The sequence below is a fragment of the Shewanella sp. 1CM18E genome (genome assembly GCF_023161665.1).
GTDB lineage: Bacteria > Pseudomonadota > Gammaproteobacteria > Enterobacterales > Shewanellaceae > Shewanella.
The window spans coordinates 40,734-63,649 of the sequence record NZ_JALNTW010000021.1 but is presented as its reverse complement, the minus strand read 5'-3'; the positions used below and the strand labels follow the sequence as shown (position 1 = coordinate 63,649).

The 22,916-nt window shown below is 46.5% G+C and carries 6 protein-coding genes; all 6 read left to right on the top strand.

Annotation, left to right across the window (positions count from 1 at the left end; genetic code table 11):
- The first annotated feature begins 181 nt into the window (after nucleotides 1–181).
- The 6 genes from MSG37_RS19475 to pfaD all read left to right on the top strand — a co-directional run bounded on the left by MSG37_RS19475 (nucleotide 182) and on the right by pfaD (nucleotide 22,798).
- Nucleotides 182–3,085: a TonB-dependent receptor gene (locus MSG37_RS19475; RefSeq protein ID WP_248472328.1), complete on the top strand. Its 2,904-nt coding sequence runs from the start codon at nucleotides 182–184 to the stop codon at nucleotides 3,083–3,085.
- Nucleotides 3,086–3,476: 391 nt separating this feature from the next.
- Complete coding sequence (locus MSG37_RS19470) at nucleotides 3,477–4,343, top strand: transcriptional regulator (RefSeq protein ID WP_248472327.1); 867 nt, start codon at nucleotides 3,477–3,479, stop codon at nucleotides 4,341–4,343.
- Nucleotides 4,343–12,661 (top strand): type I polyketide synthase, encoded by an 8,319-nt coding sequence (locus MSG37_RS19465; RefSeq protein ID WP_248472326.1) that lies wholly within the window; start codon nucleotides 4,343–4,345, stop codon nucleotides 12,659–12,661. Before MSG37_RS19470 ends, MSG37_RS19465 begins: the two co-directional genes overlap by 1 nt.
- Nucleotides 12,661–15,009 (top strand): PfaB family protein, encoded by a 2,349-nt coding sequence (locus tag MSG37_RS19460; protein WP_348984466.1) that lies wholly within the window; start codon nucleotides 12,661–12,663, stop codon nucleotides 15,007–15,009. The genes MSG37_RS19465 and MSG37_RS19460 overlap by 1 nt, the downstream gene beginning before the upstream one ends.
- Nucleotides 15,009–20,972: a beta-ketoacyl synthase N-terminal-like domain-containing protein gene (gene pfaC, locus MSG37_RS19455; RefSeq protein ID WP_248472325.1), complete on the top strand. Its 5,964-nt coding sequence runs from the start codon at nucleotides 15,009–15,011 to the stop codon at nucleotides 20,970–20,972. Before MSG37_RS19460 ends, pfaC begins: the two co-directional genes overlap by 1 nt.
- Before the next feature lie 197 nt (nucleotides 20,973–21,169).
- Nucleotides 21,170–22,798, top strand: a complete 1,629-nt coding sequence (gene pfaD, locus MSG37_RS19450; RefSeq protein ID WP_248472324.1) for a PfaD family polyunsaturated fatty acid/polyketide biosynthesis protein — start codon at nucleotides 21,170–21,172, stop codon at nucleotides 22,796–22,798.
- Nucleotides 22,799–22,916 lie beyond the last annotated feature (118 nt).

Genomic DNA, 22,916 nt, shown 5'->3' with positions numbered 1-22,916 from the left:
CAAAAAATCAATCACGATCAGAATAAAAAACCAGCAAAGTCACTTTTATCAAAATAAGTAAAAACCAAAAATTAAAGTAAAAGCACTAAAAAAACAATAATTGTACAACTTTTGTACTAGATTTAGGCATTTCAAGTTACGGTCTAGTAACAATTTGTATCAACATTTATTGGGGGATAATATGTTTTCAAATTTGAAATGTGCTCGTTTAATCAAACTGCTAATGCTATTTACTCTATACATATCACTAGCAAAACCCACTATTGCAGAAGATTTAGCTAACAAAACTATAGAGAAAATTGCTGTCACAGGTTCTCGAATAGTAAAAGAAGAACTTACTCAACCCGCTCCTTTAGTTAGTATCGATGCTAAAGAACTTGCAAAATTTGGCAATCAAGATTTAGCAAGTGTGCTAGCAGAATTGCCATCAGTCGGTGCTACTAACACCATTATTGGTAACAACAATAGAAATGCCAGCGCTGGCATCAGCTCAGCAGATTTGCGGCGTTTAGGTGCTAATAGAACTCTTGTTCTAGTTAACGGTAAACGCTATGTTGCAGGTGTTCCAGGCTCTGCACAGGTCGATTTATCAACTATTCCAACCAGTATGATTTCACGGGTTGAAATAGTAACAGGTGGAGCATCTGCTATTTACGGCTCGGATGCTGTGTCAGGAGTAATCAACGTTATTCTTAAACAAGATTTTGAGGGCTTTGAGTTTAACGCGCGAACTGGCAGCTCAATTGAAGGAGTGGGTACTCAAGAACACTCATTCGATATCTTAGGCGGAGCTAACGTTGCTGATGCACGTGGTAATGTCACTTTCTATACTGGATACGAGCGGACCAAAGAAGTTATGGCCACTGACATTCGTCAGTTTAGCCGCTGGGGAACCATTAACAACCCTGAAAATGGGGGAGAAAACGACGGTATCCCAGACAAATTACGAGTGCCTCATGTTTATTCAGAAGTGATTAACTCTACCGGTGTTATCAATGCTTTTAATCGCGGTATTGGTAGATCTACGTTTGACAAGGCTGGTAATCCAATCGCTCAACAAAAGCGTGATGCTAGCAGTAGCTTCGGATTTGGTTCATTTCCAAATGGCTGTGATACCTGTTTCAATCCAGATGAATACCGAAACTATATTCCAGCAGTTGAAAGAATCAAAATAGGGTCATCATTCAACTTCGACATCACTGATAACATTCAGTTATACAGCGACTTTAGGTTCGTGAGATCAGATATTCAACAACAATTTCAGCCATCATTTCGTTTTGGTAACGTAAGAATCAACATCAAAGATAACGCCTTTCTTAACGATGAATTACGCCAAGAGATGTTAGATGCGGGTCAAACTAATGCAAGGTTCGCCAAGTTTTTTGATGAATTAGGTAATCGTTCTGCAGATAACAAGCGTGAACTTTTCCGTTATGTAGTTGGCTTTAAAGGTGGTTTTGATATTAGTGAAACCATGTTTGATTACGACCTTTACTATATTTATGGTGAAACCAATAACCGCCGTAAAACCCTTAATGATCTTATTCCTGATAACTTTGTCGCGGCATTGGATTCTGTCATTGACCCCAAAACAGGCTTAGCGGCATGTCGCTCACAAGTGCCAAGCGCTCAAGGTGATGACTATACCGACCCAGCATCTGTAAACCCTAGCGATTGTGTTGCATATAACCCATTTGGATTGGGCCAAGCATCAGCAGAAGCTCGTGATTGGGTATCAGCAGATATCACACGTGAAGATAAAATCACTCAGCAAGTTATCGGTGGCTCCTTAGCAACAGATTCAGAAGAACTTTTTGAACTTCAAGGCGGCCCAGTGGCTATGGTTGTTGGATTTGAATTTAGGGAGGAAACATCAACGTCTAAAACCGATGAGTTTACCAAAGCAGGTTTCTTAACAAGTGCCGCTACACTCGACTCCTACGGTGAATACGATGTAAGTGAATACTTTATCGAAGTAAACCTACCAATATTGAAAGAGTTACCATTTGCTCATGAACTTAGCCTAGATGGCGCTTACCGTAAAGCTGACTATTCTCATGCTGGCAAAACCGAAGCATGGAAAGTAGGCGTATTCTACGCCCCATTTGAACAAGTATCTCTACGTTCTACCCTTGGTGAAGCTGTGCGCGCACCCAATATAGCAGAAGCATTCAGCCCACGTTCTCCGAGCTTTGCTAATGTCTCAGACCCTTGCGACGCTGATAATATCAGCGACGATCCTGATCGCATTGCTAACTGTGCAAAACTGGGTATTCCTAGCGGGTTTGAAGCAAAAGATAACGTCAGTATTGATATTATATCTGGTGGTAATCCAGCGCTAAAACCTGAATCGTCAACATCATATACTGGAGGCATAGTATGGACACCAGAATTTACCGATAACCTATCCTTCACTGCTGACTACTATAATATCGAAATTGAGAATGCCATCATTCCAGTTTCTGCGCAGAGTATTGTTAATAACTGCGTTGATGCAACAGGTGGATTAGATACAAGTTTCTGCGCAGACGTTGATAGAAATGCATCGACTCACAATATTGAGCTTGTTCGTTCTGGTTATTTAAATGCTGCGGCAATCTATACGCAGGGAATAGAATTTCAAGCAGCGTACTCACTTGATCTAGCTTCATTCAACACCCCAGGTGAATTAAATTTCAGTCTATTAGGTAACCAACTTCTCGAACTAGAGCTGCTTGAATATCAAAATAAACCAGACGAAGTCAATGATGAAAAAGGTGAGGTAGGTAACCCTGAACTGCAATTTCGTTTTGGTATAGATTACCGCTTAGATGATTTAACCGTTAGCTGGAATACACGCTATATAGACAAGGTTGTGACATATGATGTATCTCAAGGTGGTGGGTCACCTGAAGACATCTCACCCAGTCACATTAGCTCTATGACTACTCATGATCTAAGCGCAACCTACCATATCTCTGATAATGTGACGATTAACGCTGGTGTGCGTAATTTGTTTGATTCTGTACCTCCAGGATACACAGGTAACGCAATTTATGACCTAGTCGGACGCCGTGCATTCCTCGGAATAAAAGTCACCATGTGAACTAGATACATAACCCAAATGCAATCTCTTAGTTAGAGGTTGCATTTATTTTCACCGCCTTCAACAACACCAGTACGCAACAAAACCACCACACATCAAGCAACACTATAAAAACAAAACACCAATAGTCGATGCAGATCACATTTAACCTTGAATACTGATTACCTTACAAAAACACCAACTTAGCTTACAAGTGTTCTCTCAATCTGGTCGTATCTGTAATTATTCAGTCCCAGGTGATTGTATTGCCCCATCAGCTCAGGTAGTCTGCTGTGCCATTAGCTAAACAATATTGACTAGATAACGATAAAATGTGGCTTAGCGCTAAGTTCACCTTTACTTGCATCGTTATTAAGTCCCAACAGATTATTAACGGATACCCGCTAAACTGATGGCAAAAACAAATAGTGAACACTTAGAAGAAGCCAATATTAGTTCGAATAAGTGTACGCAAATAGAAAATGAAGCTAGGCATCGCAATGCCACGACTACACCCGAGATGCGTCGATTCATACAAGAGTCGGATCTCAGTGTCAGTCAACTTTCTAAAATATTAAATATCAGTGAAGCCACCGTACGTAAGTGGCGCAAACGCGACTCTGTCAAAAACTGCCCCAATACTCCGCATCACCTCAATACCACGTTGACCCCGCTACAAGAATATGTGGTGGTCGGTTTGCGTTACCAATTGAAGATGCCGCTAGACACCCTATTAAAAGCAACTCAAAAATTTATTAACCCAAATGTTTCACGCTCTGGGTTAGCAAGGTGTTTAAAGCGTTACGGTGTATCTCGCGTCAGTGACATACAAAGCCCGAATGTGCCGATGCGTTACTTTAATCAAATCCCGGTGACCCAAGGCAGCGACGTGCAAACCTATACCTTGCACTATGAAACGCTGGCTAAAACCTTGGCACTGCCAAGTACCGACGGCGACAATGTGGTGCAAGTGGTGTCACTGACTATTCCACCACAATTGACCGAAGAAACACCCAGTTCAATTTTGCTCGGCATCGATCCTCACAGCGACTGGATCTATCTCGACATCTATCAAGATGGCAATACTCAAGCCACAAATCGATATATGGCCTATGTACTTAAACATGGGCCATTCCATTTACGAAAGTTACTCGTGCGTAACTATCACACCTTTTTGCAGCGCTTTCCTGGTGCGACGCCAAATCGCCACACCTCAAAAGAAACGCATACAACAAACAACAAGACGCCTGACACTCAGGCACCCAGCGGAGACTCATAATGAGCCAGACCTCTAAACCTACAAAATCAGCAAACGCGACTGAGCAAGCACAAGACTCACAAGCTGATTCACGCCTAAATAAACGCCTTAAAGATATGCCAATCGCTATCGTTGGCATGGCAAGCATCTTTGCCAACTCTCGCTATTTGAATAAGTTTTGGGACTTAATCAGCGAGAAAATTGATGCGATTACTGAATTACCATCGACTCACTGGCAACCAGAAGAGTATTACGACGCTGATAAAACCGTAGCCGATAAGAGCTACTGTAAGCGTGGTGGTTTCTTGCCAGATGTGGACTTCAACCCAATGGAATTTGGCCTGCCGCCAAACATTTTGGAGCTTACCGATTCATCACAGCTATTGTCGCTGATCGTTGCTAAAGAAGTCTTGGCCGATGCCAACCTGCCTGAAGGTTACGACCGAGATAAAATCGGTATTACTTTAGGTGTCGGCGGTGGTCAAAAAATCAGCCACAGCCTAACAGCACGCCTGCAATATCCAGTATTGAAGAAAGTATTTGCCAACAGCGGCATTAGCGACACCGACAGCGAAATGCTGATCAAGAAATTCCAAGACCAATACGTACACTGGGAAGAAAACTCATTCCCGGGATCTTTAGGTAACGTGATTGCCGGTCGTATCGCCAACCGTTTTGATTTTGGCGGCATGAATTGTGTGGTTGATGCCGCATGTGCAGGCTCACTGGCTGCTATGCGCATGGCACTGACAGAGCTAACTGAAGGTCGCTCTGAAATGATGATCACAGGTGGTGTGTGTACCGATAACTCACCGTCTATGTATATGAGTTTCTCAAAAACCCCAGCCTTTACCACTAACGAAACCATTCAGCCATTTGATATTGATTCTAAAGGCATGATGATTGGTGAAGGTATCGGCATGGTGGCGCTCAAGCGTCTTGAAGATGCAGAGCGCGATGGCGACCGCATTTACTCAGTCATTAAAGGTATTGGCGCCTCATCTGACGGTAAATTTAAATCTATCTACGCCCCTCGCCCGTCAGGCCAAGCCAAAGCACTCAACCGCGCTTATGATGACGCAGGTTTTGCGCCGCACACTTTAGGTCTGATTGAAGCTCACGGCACAGGCACAGCAGCAGGTGACGCGGCAGAGTTTGCCGGACTTTGCTCTGTGTTTGCTGATGGCAACGATACCAAGCAGCACATTGCACTAGGCTCAGTTAAGTCACAAATTGGTCATACTAAGTCAACTGCAGGTACCGCAGGTTTAATCAAAGCAGCATTGGCTCTGCATCACAAAGTACTGCCGCCAACCATTAACGTCAGTCAGCCAAGCCCTAAGCTTGATATTGAAAACTCACCGTTTTACTTAAACACTGAAACCCGCCCATGGCTGCCACGTGTTGATGGTACGCCGCGCCGTGCGGGTATTAGCTCATTTGGTTTTGGTGGCACCAACTTCCACTTTGTACTTGAAGAGTACAAGCAAGAGCACAGCCGCGATGACAGCGAAAAAGCCAAATATCGTCAACGCCAAGTGGCGCAAAGTTTCCTCGTTAGCGCAAGTGATAAAGCATCACTAATTAACGAGTTAAACGCACTATCAGCATCTGCAAACCAAGCCGAGTTTATCCTCAAAGATGCAGCAGCAAACTATGGCGTGCGTGAGCTTGATAAAAATGCGCCACGTATCGGTTTCGTTGCTAGCACTGCAGAAGAGTTAGCAAACCTAATTAAGCAGGCCGTTGCTAAACTTACGAGCAGTGATGATAACGCATGGCAGCTACCTGGTGGCACTAGCTACCGCGCTGCAGCCATAGAAGGTAAAGTTGCCGCATTGTTTGCAGGCCAAGGTTCACAATACCTCAATATGGGCCGCGAGCTGGCTTGTTATTACCCTGAGATGCGTCAGCAGTTTGTCACCGCAGATAAAGTGTTTGCCGCCAATGATAAGACACCGCTTTCTCAAACTCTGTATCCAAAGCCTGTATTTAATAAAGATGACTTAAAAGCGCAAGAAGCGACTTTGACCAATACCGCCAATGCCCAGAGTGCTATCGGCGCAATTTCAATGGGTCAATATGCCTTATTCAGCGCTGCAGGCTTTAATGCCGATATGGTAGCCGGTCATAGCTTTGGTGAGTTAAGCGCACTGTGCGCGGCAGGTGTTATCAGCTCTGATGATTACTATAAGCTGGCCTTTGCCCGTGGCGATGCCATGGCGACTAAAGCTGAAGCCAAAGATGGCGTTGAAGCTGATGCAGGTGCCATGTATGCAATCATCACCAAGAGTGCTGCTGATCTTGAAACCGTTGAAGCCACCATCGCTAAATTTGATGGGGTGAAAGTCGCTAACTATAACGCGCCAACGCAATCTGTGATTGCAGGGCCAACAGCAACTACCGCTGATGCGGCTAAAGCACTAAGTGAGCTTGGTTACAAAGCGATTAACCTGCCAGTATCAGGTGCATTCCACACTGAACTTGTTGGTCACGCCCAAGCGCCATTTGCTAAAGCAATTGATGCAGCCAAGTTTACTAAAGCTAGCCGAGCACTTTACTCAAATGCAACTGGCGGACTTTATGAAAGCACTGCAGCAAAGATTAAAGCCTCGTTTAAGAAACATATGCTTCAATCAGTGCGATTTACTAGCCAGCTTAAAGCCATGTACAACGACGGTGCCCGTGTATTTGTTGAGTTTGGCCCAAAGAACATCTTACAAAAGTTAGTGCAAGGCACCCTAGCCAATACCGAACAAGAAGTATGCACCATCTCTATCAACCCAAACCCTAAAGGTGATAGTGACGTGCAACTTAAGCAAGCTGCAATGCAGCTAGCCGTTACCGGTGTTGTGCTAAGTGAAATTGACCCATACCAAGCCGATATAGCTGCCCCTGCTAAGAAGTCACCTATGAGTATTTCGCTAAACGCTGCTAACCATATCAGCAAAGCGACTCGCGCTAAGATGGCTAAGTCTTTAGAAACAGGCAGCGTCACTTCACTCATCGAACATGTAGTTGAAGAGAAAATTGTTGAAGTTGAAAAATTAATTGAAGTCGAAAAAATCGTAGAGAAAGTGGTTGAAGTTGAAAAGATTGTTGAGGTTGCCGCCCCGGCAAGTTCAATACAAGCCAATGCAGTTCAAACCAGTTCAGTTGTAGCTCCCGTAATAGAGAACCAAGTCGTGCCTAAAAACAGTAAGCCAGCAGCTCATAGCGTTAGCGGTGATGCATTAAATAATTTCTTTGCTGCGCAGCAACAAACCGCGCAGTTGCATCAGCAATTCTTGGAGATCCCGCAGCAATACGGCGAGACTTTCACGACGTTAATGACAGAGCAAGCTAAGTTGGTCAGTTCTGGGATTGCTATTCCAGAGAGCCTACAGCGCTCAATGGAGCAGTTCCACCAGCTACAAGCGCAAACACTGCAAAGCCACACGCAGTTCCTTGAGATGCAAGCGGGCAGCAATATTGCTGCATTGAACCTGCTAAATGGCAGCCAAGCAACTTACGCTCCTGTCATTCACAATGAAGCAATTCAAAGCCAAGTGGTTCAAAACCAGGTTGTTGCTCAACCTGTGATTGCAGCGCCGGTTAACACTACGCCGGTGCAGCCTACTCAAGCTCCACAAGCACAGCCTGCACCGGTAACAGCTCCAGCTCCTATTCAGGCTGCAGCGGTACAATCAGCTCCAGTTCAAACTGCACCTATTCAAACTGAGTCGGCACAAGTTGCTCGTCAAGCTGCGCCTGCTCAAGCTGCTATAGTTCCAACTCATACAAGTGTTGCTGCGACAACGTCTTCAGCCCTGAGCGAACAAACAGCCTTGAGCTCAGATTCAGCCTTGAGCGCTGCAAAGGTTCAAGCCACCATGCTTGAAGTGGTTGCCGAAAAGACCGGTTACCCAACTGAAATGCTAGAGCTTGAAATGGATATGGAAGCCGATTTAGGCATCGACTCTATCAAACGCGTAGAAATTCTTGGCACAGTACAAGATGAGCTACCGGGTCTACCAGAACTTAGCCCTGAAGATTTAGCTGAGTGTCGTACCCTTGGCGAAATCGTTAGCTATATGAACTCTAAGCTTTCTACAAGTGCTGCTGATGGCTCTGCTAATACAATTGCCGCTGCTGCGCCCCCTGTAGCGAATGGTCTCTCTGCAGAGAAAGTGCAAAGCACTATGATGTCTGTGGTTGCCGAAAAGACTGGCTACCCAACTGAAATGCTAGAGCTTGAAATGGATATGGAAGCCGATTTAGGTATCGATTCTATCAAGCGCGTTGAAATTCTTGGCACAGTACAAGATGAGCTACCGGGTCTACCTGAACTTAGCCCAGAAGATTTAGCTGAGTGTCGTACGCTTGGTGAAATCGTCGACTATATGGGAAGCAAGCTTCCAGCTGAAGGCTCTATGAACTCTCAGCTGTCTACAAGTGCAGATACAGCGCCTCAAGCAACTGCTATTCCTGCAGCGAATGGTCTTTCTGCTGACAAGGTACAGGCCACTATGATGTCTGTAGTCGCAGAAAAAACAGGCTACCCAACTGAAATGCTAGAGCTTGAAATGGACATGGAAGCCGACTTAGGCATCGATTCTATCAAGCGCGTTGAAATTCTTGGCACAGTACAAGATGAGCTACCGGGTCTACCTGAACTTAGCCCTGAAGATCTAGCCGAGTGTCGTACTCTAGGCGAAATCGTGGCGTACATGAATTCTAAACTCGCTGACGGCTCTAAACTCTCATCAGCTCCAGTTACAGCAACTGCGACTGTTGCCCCAGCTGCAAACGGTCTAAGCGCGGAGAAAGTACAAGCGACTATGATGTCTGTGGTTGCTGAAAAGACTGGCTACCCAACTGAAATGCTAGAGCTAAGCATGGATATGGAAGCTGACCTTGGTATCGACTCAATCAAGCGTGTTGAAATTCTTGGTACAGTACAAGATGAGCTACCGGGTCTACCAGAGCTTAATCCAGAAGATCTAGCTGAGTGTCGTACCCTTGGTGAAATCGTCGACTATATGGGAAGCAAGCTTCCAGCTGAAGGCTCTACGAACTCTCAGCTTTCTACAAGTGCCGCTGCTGCGACTCCTGTAGCGAACGGTCTCTCCGCAGAGAAAGTACAAGCCACTATGATGTCAGTAGTTGCCGAGAAGACTGGCTACCCAACTGAAATGCTTGAACTAAGCATGGATATGGAAGCAGACTTAGGCATCGACTCTATCAAGCGTGTTGAAATTCTTGGCACAGTACAAGATGAGCTACCGGGTCTACCAGAGCTTAATCCAGAAGATCTAGCCGAGTGTCGTACCCTTGGTGAAATCGTGGACTATATGGGAAGCAAGCTTCCAGCTGAAGGCTCTATGAACTCTCAGCTTTCTACAAGTGCCGCTGATGGCTCTACGCTTTCATCTGCAACAGCTGCAAACGGTCTGAGCGCAGAAAAAGTACAAGCGACTATGATGTCAGTGGTTAGCGACAAGACCGGTTACCCAACTGAAATGCTTGAGCTAAGCATGGATATGGAAGCCGACCTTGGTATCGACTCTATCAAGCGCGTAGAAATTCTTGGCACAGTACAAGATGAGCTACCGGGCTTACCTGAGCTTAACCCAGAAGATCTAGCTGAGTGTCGCACTCTTGGCGAAATCGTTAGCTATATGAACTCTAAACTTTCTACAAGTGCTGCTGACGGCTCTGCTAATACAAGTGCAGCAAATACTTCAAAGCCAGCAGCAATCTCGGCAGAAGCAAGAGTGGAGCTTCCTCCTCATAGCGAGGTAGCGCTAAAAAAGCTTAATGCGGCGGACAAGCTAGAAAATTGTTTCGCCGCAGACACAAGTGTTGTGATCAACGATGATGGTCACAACGCAGGTGTTTTAGCTGAGAAACTAATTAAACAAGGTCTAAAAGTTGCTGTTGTGCGTCTTGCTGCAGGTCAGCCTCAATCGCCACTTTCAAGTGACGTTGCCAGCTTTGAACTTACCTCAAGTGATGAGTCTGAGCTAGAGACAAGTATTGCTGCAGTTATCGCGCAGATCGAAACTCAGGTTGGCACAATTGCTGGATTTATCCACCTGCAACCAGAAGCGAATACTGCCGAGCAAACAGCAGTCAACCTAGATCCGCAAAGCTTTACTCACGTAAGCAATGCCTTCTTATGGGCAAAGCTGTTACAACCAAAGCTAGTTGCAGCATCAGACGCTCGCCGCTGTTTTGTGACAGTAAGCCGCATCGACGGTGGCTTTGGTTACTTAAATACTGATGCACTAAAAGATGCCGAACTTAACCAAGCTGCATTAGCTGGCTTAACTAAAACCTTAAGCCATGAATGGCCACAGGTTTTCTGTCGTGCGCTAGATATTGCAACAAATGTTGATGCAACTCATCTTGCAGATGCCATTACCAGCGAACTATTTGATAGCCAAGTTCAGCTACCAGAAGTCGGCTTAAGCTTGATTGAAGGTCAAGTTAGCCGTGTAACACTGGTTGCTGGTGAAGCCGCGAATAAAACCGCGCAAGCCGAGCTAAATAGCTCAGATAAAATACTGGTGACCGGTGGTGCTAAAGGGGTGACATTTGAATGTGCGCTAGCATTAGCGGCTCGCAGCCAGTCACACTTTATCTTAGCAGGTCGAAGTGAGTTACAAGCATTACCAAGCTGGGCTGAAGGTAAGCAAACTAGCGAGCTAAAATCTGCGGCGATCGCACATATTATCGCAAGCGGTCAAAAGCCAACGCCAAAGCAAGTTGAAGCGGCTGTTTGGCCAGTACAAAGCAGCATTGAGATTAATGCTGCCCTAGCCGCCTTTAGCGAAGTTGGTGCTTCAGCTGAATACGTCAGCATGGATGTGACCGACATCGCAGCAATCACAGCAGCACTTAATGGTCGATCAAATGAGATCACAGGTCTTATTCACGGCGCTGGCGTGTTAGCCGATAAGCATATTCAAGACAAGACGCTTGCTGAACTAGCACGGGTTTATGGCACTAAAGTTAACGGCCTAAAAGCGCTACTCGCGGCACTTGAGCCAAGTAACATCAAACTGCTAGCCATGTTCTCATCGGCTGCAGGTTTTTACGGTAATACAGGTCAAAGCGATTATGCGATGTCAAACGACATTCTTAACAAGGCAGCGTTGCAGTTCACTGCACGCAACCCACAAGCTAAAGTGATGAGCTTTAACTGGGGTCCTTGGGATGGCGGCATGGTTAATCCAGCACTTAAAAAGATGTTTACTGACCGTGGCGTATACGTCATTCCACTTAAAGCGGGCGCAGAGCTATTTGCCACTCAGCTATTAGCTGAAACCGGCGTGCAATTGCTAATTGGTACTTCGATGCAAGGTGGCAGCGATACAAAAGCAACTGAGGCTGCTTCTGTAAAAAAGCTTAATGCGGGTGAGGTGCTAACAACATCGCATCCGCGTGCTGGTGCACAAAAAACACCACTACAAGCTGTCACTGCAACGCGCCTGTTAACCCCAAGTGCGATGGTCTTCATTGAAGATCACCGCATTGGTGGTAACAGTGTGCTGCCAACGGTATGTGCTATCGACTGGATGCGTGAAGCGGCAAGCCACATGCTTGGCGCTCAAGTTAAGGTACTTGATTACAAGCTATTAAAAGGCATTGTGTTTGAGACTGATGCGCCACAAGAGCTAACGCTTGAGCTAACGCCAGTAGCAGATGAAAATAGTGAGCCTTCAGCGGTTGAACAACAGCCAAAGCTGCAAGCATTAATCAGCTGTGATGGTCGTCCGCAATACAAGGCGTTACTTGTCAGTGATAATAAGCCAAGTGAGCATAGCAAGCAGTTTGACTTAGGCGCTAAGGTGATTACCACAGCGAAAGAGCTTTATAGCAACGGCACCTTGTTCCATGGTCCGCGCTTACAAGGCATCGAGTCGGTAACGCGTTTCGACGACCAAGGTCTAATCGCCAAGATCACCTTGCCTAAAGTTGAACTTAGCGATTGTGGTGAGTTTTTACCACAAACCCATATCGGCGGCAGTCAGCCATTTGCTGAAGATCTATTGCTGCAAGCCATGCTGGTTTGGGCTCGCCTTAAAACTGGCGCGGCAAGTTTGCCTTCAGCCATCGGCGAGTTTGTGTCGTACCAGCCTATGGCGTTTGGTGAAACCGGCGTTATTGAGCTTGATGTGATAAAACACAACAGCCGCTCACTTGAAGCAAACGTTGCGCTATACCGTGACAACGGCGAGTTAAGTGCCATGTTTAAGTCCGCTAAAATCACCATTAGCAAAAGCTTAAACTCGGCGTTTTTACCTGCTGCGCTAACAAAAAAAACGTTAGCAACTAACAGTGAGGCGAAATAGTGGAACAAACGCCTAAAGCAAGTGTGATGCCGCTGCGCATCGCACTGATTTTGCTGCCTGCGCCACAAGTGAGTGCTGATAGTTTATCAGCACTCTTGCCTGAGCTTGCCACGTCAGGCTTGCTCTCTTTTGAGCCATCTAGCAACCAACAGCTGATTAATATCATTGTTGATGACGCTAATGGTGCGAGTGAGCAGGCAAACAATCGTTTCGAGCAGCAATTACAAACCACGGTTAATGCCATTAATGACGGCAAGCTGGTATTGTTCTCCAATAACCAGCAGGCTCTATTAATGCTACCCGCTCTTAAAGCGGCGCAATTACGCTTGCACCCACATGCGGTTCTCTGCGCTATGCAAAACAGCGCAATGCAGACCAGTGCCGTACAAACTAGTGCAACAGCAAAAAACAGCAATAGTCATGAAAACGTATTAAGCGCCGCATTTGCCCAAGCAAAGCGCGAGCTTAATAGCGACTGTCATATTGAGTCTTACCAAGATCTCAGTAGCGCTGAGCAATTTTCTGCGGTGTATCAGCTAATTGAAAAGTTGGCTACTCGCACCCATCACCGTGACGCAATCAACCAAGGCGTGGCATTAGGCCCTAAACAAGCAAAGAGTCATTTTTGGTTTAGCAACTTTCATCAAGCGCGAGTTGCTGCTATTAGCTTTACTGACAACGCCGCAGCAAAGTCAGCAAACGATTCAGCGATGAATGCAGTCACCACCAGCTATGTGTTAACACAAGGTACTGGCTTTATTGCGCCAAAATCTTTGCTTAATGCCAATAGACTGATGTTTATCTTAGCTGGGCAAACACAGGCTGAGTTAAAAGCGGCATTAAATAAGCTAAGCCATGCGCTAACTCAAATCAGTAGCCTTGAGGCAAGCGAGCCAAATAGCCATGCTCGCCAACTTGCGCTACTAGATTTGATGCAAAATAATTTGCAGCAAGCCAGTGATAATTTTCAGCAGAACCAGCGAGTTCCTCAAGGGCAAAGCCAGCAAGCCTACCAAGCTGTGTTGCAGGCAAGTTCGATTGAGAACTTACAACAAGAGCTAGATGCGTTTAATGATGCCCTAGCTAATCTGTTTGCGGACGCGAGTAATGCAGGGCTTATACAATATAAAACCCCTGCTGGCAGCTACTTTAGCAGCACACCGCTTGCAGCAAGCGCTAGCAAACAGGCAGGCTTGGCTTTTGTCTACCCAGGTGTTGGCACGGTTTACGCCGATATGCTCAGCGAACTACACCAGTACTTCCCTGCCCTGTATGCACGTCTTGAGCGTGAAGGCGATTTAAAGTCGATGCTACAAGCAGAAGATATCTATCATCTTGACCCTAAACATGCTGCCAAGATGAGTTTAGGTGACTTAGCCATTGCCGGCGTGGGTAGCAGTTATCTATTAACTCAGTTGTTAGTTAACGAATTTAATATCCAGCCTGACTTTGCACTGGGCTATTCAATGGGCGAAGCGTCAATGTGGGCAAGTTTAGGTGTGTGGGAAAATCCTCATGCGCTCATTAATAAAACCCAAACTGACCCATTATTTACCTCAGCAATATCCGGCAAGTTAACCGCCGTTAGGCAAGCTTGGCAGCTAACAGAGCAAGATGCCGATATTGTATGGAACAGCTTTGTTGTGAGAAGCGAAGCCGCGCCGATTCAAGCGCTGTTAAATGATTACCCACGTGCTTACCTTGCGATTATTCAAGGTGATACTTGTGTGATTGCCGGTTGTGAGCAGCAATGTAAAGCCCTATTAGCAGCCTTAGGTAAACGTGGTATCGCCGCTAATCGTGTCACAGCTATGCATACCCAGCCTGCCATGCAAGAGCATTGCAATGTGCAAGACTTTTACCAGCAGCCACTAAAATCTGCACTGCCAAGTGATATCACCTTTATTAGCGCCGCAGATTTAACCACTAAGCAAACGGTGAGTGAACAAACACTTAGCAGCCAAGTCGTTGCTCAGTCTATTGCCGACACCTTTTGCCAAACCTTGGACTTTACCGCGCTGGTACATCACGCACAAAACCAAGGTGCCAAGCTATTTGTCGAGGTTGGCGCAGACAGACAAAACTGCACCTTAATCGATAAAATCGCCAAGCAAGATAGCAAGAGTGCGCATCAGCCTTGCTGCACCGTGCCCGTTAATGCCAAAGGCAGCTCAGATGTCACCAGCTTACTCAAAGCTCTAGGGCAACTTATTAGCCATAACGTGCCTATGTCACTGCAACCATTTATCGATGGACTCAAGCGCGAACAGGCTCGCTGCCAATTAGCGCTAGCCCATGACACTGTCGCATCGTCAAACGAACATCATTTACTGAGAGAGGAAGTCTAATGTCGTTACCAGACAACACTTCTACGCATACTTCAAGTAAGCAGGCTTCACATCCCAGCAAGCAAAGTAAAATTGCCATTGTTGGCTTAGCAACACTCTACCCCGATGCTAAAAGCCCACAAGAATTCTGGCAGAATTTACTGGATAAACGCGATTCTCGCAGCACCTTAACCGATGAAAAACTCGGTGCGAGTTGCAATGACTATCAAGGTGTACAAGGCCAATCTGACCGCTTTTATTGTAATAAAGGCGGCTATATTGAAAACTTTCAATTTAACCCTGCGGGCTACAAGCTGTCAGAGCAAAGCTTAAATGGCTTAGACGACAGCTTCCTTTGGGCGCTAGATACCAGTCGCAACGCGCTGATTGATGCCGGAATAGATATCAACGGCGCTGATTTAAGCCGCACAGGTGTAGTAATGGGCGCTTTATCGTTCCCAACTACCCGCTCTAACGATCTATTTTTGCCGATTTATCACCGCGCGGTTGAAAAAGCGCTGCAGGATAAACTGGGCGCAAAAGCATTTAAATTAAACCCAACTAATGCCCATACCGCGCGAGCGGTAAATGAAAACAGCCTAAACGCAGCCAATGGCGCCATTGCCCATAACAGCTCAAAAGTGGTTGCCGATGCACTTGGCCTTGGCGGCGCACAGCTAAGCCTAGATGCCGCCTGTGCAAGTTCAGTGTATTCACTAAAGCTTGCTTGTGATTACTTAAGCACTGGTAAAGCCGACATCATGTTGGCTGGCGCGGTGTCTGGCGCGGATCCTTTCTTTATCAATATGGGATTCTCGATTTTTCACGCCTACCCAGATCACGGCATTTCAGTGCCGTTTGATGCAAGCAGTAAAGGCTTATTTGCCGGCGAAGGCGCTGGCGTATTAGTGCTTAAACGCCTTGAAGATGCTGAGCGCGACAATGACAAAATCTATGCAGTGGTCAGTGGCGTAGGGCTATCAAACGACGGAAAAGGCCAGTTTGTACTAAGCCCGAACCCTAAAGGTCAGGTAAAAGCCTTTGAACGTGCTTATGCCGCCAGTGATATTGAGCCAAAAGACATTGAAGTGATTGAGTGCCACGCAACAGGCACGCCGCTGGGTGATAAGATTGAGCTCACTTCAATGGAAACCTTCTTTGAAGACAAGCTGCAAGGTACTGATGCACCGCTAATTGGTTCTGCCAAGTCGAACTTAGGCCACCTATTAACTGCAGCCGGCATGCCGGGGATCATGAAAATGATCTTCGCCATGAAAGAAGGTTACCTGCCGCCAAGTATCAACATTAGTGATGCCATCGCTTCACCGAAAAAACTGTTTGGTAAACCAACCCTGCCTAGCATGGTTCAAGGCTGGCCAGATAAACCATCGAATAATCATTTTGGTGTGCGAAGTCGTCACGCTGGCGTATCGGTTTTTGGCTTTGGTGGTTGTAATGCTCACCTATTGCTTGAATCATACAATGGCAAAGGCACTGTAAAGACAAAACCCACTCAAGCCACGCGTCAAGCTGAGCCGCTAAAAGTGGTTGGCCTTGCCTCACACTTTGGTCCGCTTAGCAGTATCAATGCACTTAACAATGCTGTGACTAAAAACGGTAACGGTTTTATCGAACTGCCGAAAAAGCGCTGGAAAGGCCTTGAAAGGCACAATGAACTGTTAGCTGAATTTGGCTTAGCATCTGCGCCAAAGGGTGCTTATGTCGATAACTTCGAGCTGGACTTTTTACGCTTTAAACTGCCACCTAACGAAGATGACCGCTTGATCTCACAGCAGCTAATGCTGATGCGTGTTACAGACGAAGCGATTCGTGATGCCAAGCTAGAACCTGGGCAAAAAGTTGCGGTATTAGTCGCTATGGAAACTGAGCTTGAACTGCATCAGTTCCGCGGTCGCGTTAACTTGCATACTCAGCTAGCACAAAGCCTTGCAGCTATGGGAGTGAGTTTATCAACTGATGAATACCAAGCGCTTGAAGCTATCGCCATGGACAGCGTACTTGATGCCGCTAAGCTGAATCAGTACACCAGCTTTATTGGCAATATTATGGCGTCACGCGTGGCGTCACTTTGGGACTTTAATGGTCCAGCCTTCACTATTTCTGCTGCAGAGCAATCTGTCAGTCGCTGTATCGATGTGGCGCAAAACCTCATCATGGAAGATAACCTAGATGCAGTAGTTATTGCAGCGGTTGATCTGTCTGGTAGCTTCGAGCAAGTCATTCTCAAAAACGCCATCGCACCGGTCGCAATTGAGCCAAACCGCGACGTTAATAAGTGGAATGTGGGTGAAGGTGCTGGCGCGGTAGTGCTGGTTAAAGATGAAGCAACATCGGGCTGCTCATACGGCCAAATTGATGCGCTTGGATTTGCTAAAACTGCCGAAGCCGCTTTAGCAACCGACAAATTACTGAGCCAAACTGCCACCGACTTTAATACGGTTAAAGTGATTGAAACCATGGCAGCGCCTGCTAGCCAGATTCAATTAGCGCCAATGGCTGGCACTCAAGTTAATCATACTGCTGCTGAGCAGCGCATTGGTCACTGCTTTGCCGCAGCAGGTATGGCAAGCCTGTTACACGGCTTACTTAACTTAAATGCTGTAGCCCAAACCAATAAAGCCAATTGCGCGCTAATCAACAATATCAGTGAAAACCAATTATCACAGCTATTGATTAGCCAAACAGCTAGCGAACAACAAGCATTAACAGCGCGTTTAAACAGTGAGCTTAAATCGGATGCTAAGCACCAGTTGGTTAAGCAAGTCACCTTAGGTGGCCGCGATATCTACCAACATATTGTTGATACGCCGCTTGCAAGCCTTGACGCGATTACGCAAAAGATGGCGCAAGCGACAGCATCGACCGTGGTCAACCAAGTTAAACCAATTAAGGCCGCTGGCTCATTCGAAACGGCTGGCTCATTCAAAACGGAAAGCTTAGTAAAACCACAAATAACAATTGCAGCACAACAGACTGCAAACATTGGCGTCACCGCTCAGGCACCCAAACGTGAATTAGGTACCCCACCAATGACAACAAGTACAATAAGCAATTCAAGCAATAAGACTCTTGATGCAGTTACTAGCGATACTGCTACTGGAAATATTAGCACTGGCGATCTCGCTAGTTTCCAACACAATCAACAGCTCACTCAGCAAGCTCATTTAGCCTTTTTAGAAAGCCGCAATGCCGGTATGAAGGTCGCTGACGCTCTGTTAAAGCAGCAGCTAGCCCAAGTAACAGGGCAAGCCCTCGATATTCAAGCCGTCGATAATCAGACCGTCGATATTCAAGCCATCGATGCTCAAGCTGCAACACTTGCTGCAACTCATACTCCAACGCAAGCTGCACCAGTGCAAAGCCGTGTTGTAGAGTTAAAGCCAGATCACGCTAACGTGCCACCATACACGCCGCCAGTTCCTGCACTAAAGCCATGTATCTGGAACTATGCCGATTTAGTGGAGTACGCAGAGGGCGATATCGCTAAAGTATTTGGCAGTGACTATGCCATTATCGACAGCTACTCACGCCGCGTACGCCTGCCGACCACAGACTATCTGTTGGTATCGCGTGTAACTAAGCTTGATGCGACCATGAATCAATTTAAGCCATGCTCAATGACCACTGAATACGACATCCCTGTCGATGCGCCGTATCTAGTTGATGGGCAAATTCCTTGGGCGGTCGCGGTAGAGTCAGGCCAATGTGACTTGATGCTGATCAGTTACTTGGGCATCGACTTTGAGAACAAAGGCGAGCGCGTTTATCGACTACTCGATTGTACCCTCACCTTCTTAGGCGACTTGCCACGTGGCGGCGATACACTCCGTTACGACATTAAGATCAACAACTATGCCCGCAACGGCGATACCTTATTGTTCTTCTTCTCTTACGAGTGTTTTGTTGGCGACAAGATGATCCTCAAGATGGACGGCGGCTGCGCAGGATTCTTTACTGATGAGGAACTTGCCGACGGTAAAGGTGTGATTCGCACCGAAGAAGAGATTAAAGCCCGCAGCCTAGTGCAAAAGCAGCGTTTTAACCCGCTACTTGATTGCCCGAAAACCCAGTTTAGCTATGGCGATATCCATAAGCTATTGAGCGCTGATATTGAGGGTTGTTTTGGCCCAAGTCACAGTGGTGCCCACCAGCCGTCACTATGTTTCGCATCTGAAAAATTCTTGATGATTGAACAAGTCAGCAAGGTTGATCGCACTGGCGGTACTTGGGGTCTAGGTTTAATCGAAGGCCATAAGCAACTTGAAGCCGACCACTGGTATTTCCCGTGTCACTTTAAGGGCGACCAAGTGATGGCTGGCTCATTAATGGCAGAAGGTTGTGGCCAGCTACTGCAGTTCTATATGCTGCACCTTGGTATGCACACCCAAACTCAAAATGGCCGTTTCCAACCACTTGAAAACGCATCACAGCAAGTACGCTGTCGCGGCCAAGTGCTACCACAATCAGGCGTGCTAACTTACCGTATGGAAGTGACTGAAATCGGTTTCAGCCCGCGCCCATACGCTAAAGCTAACATCGATATTTTACTCAACGGCAAAGCGGTTGTGGATTTCCAAAACCTAGGGGTGATGATTAAAGAGGAAGATGAGTGCACTCGTTATCCACTTTTGACCGAATCAACAACGGCTAGCTCTACACAAGTAAACGCTCAAGCAAGTGCGAAAAAGGTATATAAGCCAGCATCAGTAAACGCACCATTAATGGCGCAAATACCCGATCTGACCAAAGAGCCAAACAAGGGCGTTATTCCGATTTCCCACGTTGAAGCGCCAATTACGCCAGACTACCCGAACCGAGTACCTGACACAGTCCCGTTTACGCCGTATCACATGTTTGAGTTTGCCACGGGTAATATCGAAAACTGTTTCGGCTCAGAGTTCTCAATCTATCGCGGCATGATCCCGCCACGTACACCGTGTGGTGACTTACAGGTGACCACTCGTGTTATCGAAGTCAACGGTAAGCGCGGCGACTTTAAAAAGCCATCATCGTGTATCGCTGAATATGAAGTACCTACTGATGCATGGTATTTCGATAAAAACAGCCATGCCGCGGTGATGCCGTACTCGATTCTAATGGAGATCTCACTACAGCCTAACGGCTTTATCTCAGGTTACATGGGTACAACCCTTGGCTTCCCAGGCCTTGAGCTGTTCTTCCGTAACTTAGACGGTAGTGGTGAGCTGCTACGTGATGTTGATCTGCGCGGTAAAACTATCCGTAACGACTCACGTTTATTATCAACCGTTATGGCGGGTACTAACATCATCCAAAGCTTTAGCTTCGAGCTAAGCACTGACGGCGAGCCTTTCTATCGCGGTACTGCGGTATTTGGTTACTTTAAAGGTGACGCGCTTAAAGATCAGCTAGGTCTAGATAACGGTAAAGTCACTCAACCATGGCATGTAGCTAATGGCGTAGCGGCAACCACTAAAGTGAACTTGCTTGATAAGAGCGGTCGTCACTTTAACGCGTCAGCTAATCAGCCGTATTACCGCCTAGCCGGTGGTCAGCTGAACTTTATCGACAGCGTTGAAATTGTTGATAATGGCGGCACAGAAGGTCTAGGTTACTTATACGCTGAGCGCACCATTGACCCAAGTGATTGGTTCTTCCAATTCCACTTCCACCAAGATCCAGTTATGCCAGGTTCACTTGGTGTTGAAGCGATTATTGAAACCATGCAAGCTTACGCTATCAGTAAAGACTTGGGCGCAGGATTCAAAAATCCTAAATTTGGTCAGATTTTATCGAACATTAAGTGGAAGTACCGCGGTCAAATTAATCCGCTGAACAAGCAGATGTCGATGGATGTGAGCATTACTTCAGTTAAAGATGAAGCTGGTAAGAAAATCATCACAGGTAATGCCAGCCTAAGTAAAGATGGTCTGCGCATATATGAAGTATTTGATATAGCCATCTGCATCGAAGAATCTCTTTAAATCGGAGTAAGTGACTGGCTATTTTACTCAATTTCTGTGTCAAAAGTGCTCACCTATATTCATAGGCTGCGCGCTTTTTTCTGGAAATTGAGCAAAAGTATCTGCGTCCTAACTCGATTTATAACAATGATTTTATAGAAAAGAACAACAGCTAAGAGCCGCAAGCTCGATATAAATAATTAAGGGTCTTACAAATAATGAATCCTACAGCAACTAACGAAATGCTTTCTCCGTGGCCATGGGCTGTTACAGAGTCAAATATCAGTTTTGACGTGCAAGTGATGGAGCAACAACTTAAAGATTTTAGCCGTGCCTGCTACGTGGTAAACCACACAGAGCAAGGTTTTGGTATTGCACAAACTGCCGATATCGTCACCGAACAAGCGGCTAACAGCACAGATTTACCAGTGAGTGCGTTTACTCCTGCATTAGGTACAGAAAGCCTAGGCGACAGTAACTTCCGCCGCGTTCACGGCGTGAAATACGCTTACTATGCTGGCGCAATGGCGAACGGCATTTCATCAGAAGAGCTAGTGATCGCTTTAGGCCAAGCAGGCATTTTGTGTTCATTTGGCGCAGCAGGTCTTATTCCAAGTCGCGTTGAAGCGGCGATTAATCGTATTCAAGCCGCGCTACCAAATGGCCCATACATGTTCAACCTTATCCATAGCCCAAGCGAGCCAGCACTAGAACGTGGCAGCGTTGAGTTATTTTTAAAGCATAAGGTGCGCACCGTTGAAGCATCAGCTTTCTTAGGCCTAACACCGCAAATCGTTTATTACCGCGCAGCAGGCTTAAGCCGCGATGCACAGGGTAAAGTCGTTGTTGGTAACAAAGTTATCGCAAAAGTGAGCCGCACCGAAGTGGCTGAAAAGTTCATGATGCCAGCGCCTGCCAAAATGCTACAAAAGCTAGTAGATGATGGTTCTATTACAGCAGAGCAGATGGAGCTGGCGCAACTTGTACCGATGGCTGACGACATCACCGCAGAAGCCGACTCGGGTGGCCACACGGATAACCGCCCGCTAGTGACGCTACTACCAACGATTTTAGCGCTGAAAGAAGAAATTCAAGCCAAGTACCTGTACGACACTCCAATCCGCGTTGGTTGTGGCGGCGGCGTTGGTACACCTGATGCAGCGCTGGCAACGTTTAACATGGGCGCGGCATATATTGTTACCGGCTCTATCAACCAAGCTTGTGTTGAAGCCGGTGCAAGTGACCACACCCGTAAGCTACTTGCTACAACTGAGATGGCCGATGTAACCATGGCGCCAGCGGCAGATATGTTCGAGATGGGCGTAAAACTGCAAGTGGTTAAGCGTGGCACGCTATTCCCAATGCGCGCTAACAAATTGTATGAGATCTATACTCGTTACGATTCAATTGAAGCCATTCCATTAGACGAGCGTGAAAAGCTTGAGAAACAAGTATTTCGCTCAAGCCTAGATGAGATTTGGGCAGGAACAGTGGCGCACTTTAATGAGCGTGACCCTAAGCAAATTGAACGTGCAGAGGGCAACCCTAAGCGTAAAATGGCGCTGATTTTCCGTTGGTATCTAGGGCTTTCAAGCCGCTGGTCAAACTCAGGCGAAGTGGGTCGTGAAATGGATTATCAGATCTGGGCAGGTCCAGCACTTGGTGCCTTTAACCAATGGGCAAAAGGCAGTTACTTAGACAACTACCAAGACCGCAATGCCGTCGATTTAGCGAAGCACTTAATGTACGGCGCCGCGTACCTAAGCCGTATTAACTCGCTCACAGCTCAGGGCGTTAAACTGCCGGCAAGTCTACTTCGCTGGAAGCCAACTCAAAGAATGGCTTAAAGTCAGCCTTGAGCGGCTCGTAGGGAGCAGAGAGTAGAAAGTCAGCCTTGAACTGCTTTTATAAAAAGGCAAATCTATCTAAAAGCCACTAATGTTATTAGTGGCTTTTTGTTTTCAC

Bases quoted from the DNA above. Each gene is read 5' to 3' on its own strand.
- MSG37_RS19465 (WP_248472326.1), top strand. From the start codon at position 4,343: ATGAGCCAGACCTCTAAACCTACAAAATCAGCAAACGCGACTGAGCAA.
- MSG37_RS19475 (WP_248472328.1), top strand. From the start codon at position 182: ATGTTTTCAAATTTGAAATGTGCTCGTTTAATCAAACTGCTAATGCTA.
- pfaD (WP_248472324.1), top strand. From the start codon at position 21,170: ATGAATCCTACAGCAACTAACGAAATGCTTTCTCCGTGGCCATGGGCT.
- MSG37_RS19470 (WP_248472327.1), top strand. From the start codon at position 3,477: ATGGCAAAAACAAATAGTGAACACTTAGAAGAAGCCAATATTAGTTCG.
- pfaC (WP_248472325.1), top strand. From the start codon at position 15,009: ATGTCGTTACCAGACAACACTTCTACGCATACTTCAAGTAAGCAGGCT.